Origin of the sequence: Desulfobacter latus (assembly GCF_013389365.1) — a bacterium.
Classification (GTDB): Bacteria; Desulfobacterota; Desulfobacteria; order Desulfobacterales; family Desulfobacteraceae; genus Desulfobacter; species Desulfobacter latus.
Genome location: NZ_JACADJ010000030.1, coordinates 1 through 4,700, shown reverse-complemented (window position 1 = coordinate 4,700; position 4,700 = coordinate 1). Strand labels below are relative to the sequence as shown.

Sequence of the window (4,700 nt, the reverse complement as noted above, 5' to 3'; positions counted from 1 at the left end):
TCGTCGCTGTTAGTCATGTTGAGTCTGCCGGAAGAGTAGCTGTAGGTTGTCGTCCCTTGATCATCTGTAGAAGCCCTCTGTATCCGGTAGTCCCCTTCAACCACCAGGGTGCCGCCGGTGACCGTCAGGGTGCCGCCCGAATGAATCAAGTCGCCTTTGACAACGAGTGTTCGTCCCTGAAGATCAAGCGTACCTCCCGTCAATTTGAGGTTGGCATACAGGGTCCCATACGGATTGCTGCTGGATGAAATCACGGCTGTGGTTAAAATTTCTTCCGGGCCTGTTTTCAACGGATGGGTGTTCAACGCTTCTTCAAGAGTGTTGATCTTGCCGTCTCCATCCGGGTCGGCGTCTCCGGTTGTCACGTTGATGCTTCCGAAAAATTCGATTTCCCATGAATCGGACAGCCCGTCAGCGTCAATATCATTGGGATCCGGTACGGAAATCGTCAGGATATTACTCATGCCGCCATCAACCTTATACCAGAACTTGAAGGTCCCGTAAGACCCCAGGCTGCGTTTGTTGATCGTTGTGCTGTATTTATCTTCGACTAACGGCCAGGATGAGCTGTTGTTACTGTACGTCGCTATTGCGCTGCTCTCTTTGCCATTAGTGTTCTGCGCATAAAGAACCGCAGCGTCATAATCGGTGTCACCGCTCATGCTCAGGCTGAAGGTCAGGGTGGTGTCGGTTTCCGTTACAGTCGTGGTGAGCGTTCCGTGTTGTGGAAGGTAGTTGATGTCAACAGCGCCGGTTTTATGTGATCCGTCCGGGTAGGTCAGGTCCAGGGTTAAAATACCATCAGCACTGGTTTCGGCAGTCGCCTGAAGATTCAGGTAAAAATATTTGGGAACATCGTTTTCGACATCAATGGGCGTCATGACGCCGGTATAGTCTTCCGCCGAGAGATCCAGTGTGCTGCTGCTGCCGTCACTTTTCCAGGTCCATGTCGCATTGATGGCGCGGCCATCCCGATCGGCATCGTAAATACCGTCAGGCCGCAGGGTAAATTGATTGCTGTCAGGATCATCGCGGGTGACTTGGATATCTGTTGAATTCTGCTCCAGATATTTCAAAAACAGGTAACTGGCCAATTCCCGTTTGAGATGCGCAACATCAATATTGCGTATTGTTGTAAACAAGGCAGAAGTGCCGTATGCGGCCATTATTTGTTCTGTTGTTGCTGCATTTGAAAAAATGGATTGATGAGAGGCGGCGTAATAATTCAAACCCTTAAATACGGGGTCATTGGCCAGTTCCCCGGTTGGCGCATAGGCGGCAAAGGAATCTAAACTGATTGCACCACCCTCAAGAATGTCCGATGGGATAACACCGTTTTCAACTTTGCAAAAGTAATAATGAAATAAGAGATGGGCGCCTTTGGAGGTGTCATGTAAGCCATTGCCGAGAAACATCATTGAGTCATAGAATATTATCCCGGGAGCCATGACGAGGCTGAGACCTCCCCCAAGCAGTCCGCCTATGCCGGTGGCGGTATTTTTGAGTATCTGTGCTACGTCAGAGGCACCACCATACGCTTCGTAAATGCGTATGCTCAAGTCCAAACCGATTCCAAGGGTATCAAGTTTATCGGGTTTGAAGCTCCAGGATCCTAAATTGTCGGTCATGCCGGCTTCTAACAGAGACAGGACTTTTGAGTCAGTATAGCTTTCAAGCATGCCATCAGAAGAAAGAACATTGAAAAACGAGGTGCTGCCGCTACCGAGGAGTGTTTTGACGATAAAGTTACGATTCAGGGCCTGGTTAATCTTCAAAATTTCGGCTTGGATACACACCGCTCTATCGTAAGATGCAGATAAGGAAACGTCATTTTTACCAATCTCATAATAGAAGTCATCTTCCCATTCAATAATGCTGTCTTGGGCACTTTCCAGGGCAATAATATCTTTCATTGCTTCGCGGATTGTGCTGTCTGAACCGAAAGGGATGTAGGTCTCTTCGATAACACCTTCGCTGGTCTCTGCCAGAAGGGTGGTCGGGTTCCCGATTTCCGGTTGGTAGCCCCAGTCGATTGCAGCGTTGGCCATATCTTCCGTTATGGGGGTAGCTGGAGAAGATTGTTTTGCCCAGGCAAGAATTTCCTGAACATAATCCGCTTTATCTCCTTCAGGAACACCGGGTAATTGTGTGTCTTCGCCAAATAGCGACCAGCCGGGGTAATCCATGGGTACGTATTGAGGTGGCTTCGCATTGACCTGTACTGAAATTAGAAGTGAAAAACACAAAAATACCCCGATGAAAATTTTATGCACTGTTTCATTCCTCCTTGGCCGAGTGTTACCTGAGCAAATATTATTAATTGATGACAGTGGTAATTCTTATTGTCGCATCAACCGAAATTGTTTCTTTGAGACGAGAACCTTAAGCAAAAAACATACCCTGTCTTTGTTCAGTACCACTTGATGATCCAGCTTTTCGTCCAATCACGTAAAAATAATGGGCTCTATACTATGATTTTCAAATAAAGTTTCGTTCAAAAAATTTAATAAGCGGATGAAACCATTATAAATAAAAAATTAGATTGTCGAGTGTCACCAATACCACTTTTATACAGAGACGTTTGTGACTTTTCGCTATTATGCCTTTACAAAAACAGGCTCATGGAACTTCCTTTTAAAGAGATGTTGACAATTTAGGGAAGTTATCTGCCCATTTTTGTCATTTATAGAATTGTTGAGCAGGATCACTCTCGTGATTTATGATTTGGGAATGAACCTCTCCAATGATATGTATTAATAAATCCGGAGTGACCCGGCAGGAACTTGAAGATCATTTACAGCATGTTTTTGAAACCCATGGATTCATCGTGTACAGCCTTTATGGGAGGTAAAGCCGGATTGGGCGGTGAAAATTTTAAAGTTTAAAGAAACGAAATCCTTTATTTGCTGCAACATAGATGATACATGCCGTTACTTTAAATTCAGGGAACATTTTCAACGCATCTTTTTTATAGCCAAGAACCTGTGTGAGTTCATCATTTTTAGGTGTTTTAAGAGACAATATCCTGCCGGCCTCCCGGGAAGAGAGATACTTGAATTCAATAATGGTTTTTGTATCCTTGTACTTTGTATGGTATTTTCCTGTCATCTCCCAGTCACTTCGGCCCGAAGGGTAGTTTACCTCCATGGAAAAGGTAAAATACCGTGACAGGTACCGGGTACAGATCTCGTAAAAAGTGCAGCGGACAAAGTTTTCATTAATTTTGTCCCAGGCTTGGGCCGGAAACTGTCCAAGATAGGTTTCATAAAAGGCCGTAAATAATTTTTCGAGATCCGGTTTGGCAAGAAATTGCCTGAAAAATTGCGTATACCCTTTGGATACTTCGTAATTATTGAGTTCATTGTAATAATCAACAAATATTTCCCGCATGGTATTGTTGGGAAGGCACATTGAAAAGTCATCAAAACAAGTGACCATACCAAGATAAAAAAGTGAAACCGGATAATAGTCTTTTTCAAAAAATTTATGCATATTGAACTTGGAAACAAGTTGTTTCAGGTCATATTCCAGGGCATTATCAAAAACCAGGGCATCCATCATGGCATCCGTATTTTCTTTAACCGTTGTAAGCCTTTGAATCCAGGACACATCGGTTTTAAGATTATCGTCTATCAGTTCTCTTGGTATTTGCCCTCCATTAACAACAAGGTGTTTTAAAAAAAAGGTGACAATGGTGGAATTATATAAAGTTTGTTCAACATCGGGTAAAAACCGGTACCCGTCATAATGGTTCTCCATTATTTCAAGTATTTCCGGCATGCGGGCTGAATCAAAGCCATAGGATTTAAACACATGGGAAAGATAATCTTTTGTTTCCTTATGGGTAAACCCCATCATGTTTGCAAATTGTTTTTGCAAGGTAATCATCTGCGCAATATTAAAGCCTGATGTCAAATCATCAATGGTAATGGGTAACACACCCGTGATAAACACCTTGCCGATGCTTTGCATTTCAACGCCTGATTTGATGACCTTAAAAAAGGAGCGCAAAAAAGAGTCCCCCGTGGTCAGTGCCTTGTATAGATCATCATTACGGGAGGTGATCAGTTGGTTGGTGAAATTGTCGTATTCGTCGATAATCAAGTAAAGGGGGGGGAGCTTGTACTCATCAACGGCTTCGATTATAATCTGAAGCTGGTTTGCAACCGGCATATCCATTGCAATATTCAAATCGCCAAGCAATGCGCCATAACGACTTAGAAACTTCTTGATGGTCGGACTCTGGGTTGCAATAAAATTATCTTCAATCACCCGGACGTCAGGTTTGACAGAGACCACAGAAAAATTTAAGCGCATCACCATAAACGCGTTTTTTAGCTGTGTGGGATTTTGTCCGATCCAGGTTTTGCCAAAAAGAGAATTAAACTTATCTTTGCGGTTGATGTCGTAATAACACTCAAGGGTGGAACACCAAAGGCTTTTGCCAAAGCGCCGGGGACGGAGGAATACAGGGGCATTCCACTCTTCAAGAACACTGATGTAAAATGTTTTGTCAACATAGTAAAACCCTTGTTCCTGTATCTGCTCAAAATTTCCTACAGCATATGGAATTTTTTTCATAAAATGCGGCAAGGAAACCCCTGAGTCTTTAGCTCAGGGGAGGAATTGCCGTCCTCCTTATAATTAAGATAGTAGCCCAGGCACCGGACCTTAGCACGTCGTATTGTAGGAATAACCGT

At 43.8% G+C, this 4,700-nt stretch carries 2 protein-coding genes; both read right to left on the bottom strand.

The features are described 5' to 3' along the window. On the bottom strand, positions 1 to 2,273 hold a 2,273-nt coding region (locus HXW94_RS09905; protein WP_178366743.1), incomplete at its 3' end, for a hypothetical protein. Positions 2,274 to 2,874: 601 nt separating this feature from the next. Continuing rightward, positions 2,875 to 4,593, bottom strand: a complete 1,719-nt coding sequence (locus tag HXW94_RS09900) for an AAA family ATPase (protein WP_178366742.1) — start codon at positions 4,591 to 4,593, stop codon at positions 2,875 to 2,877. Positions 4,594 to 4,700 lie beyond the last annotated feature (107 nt).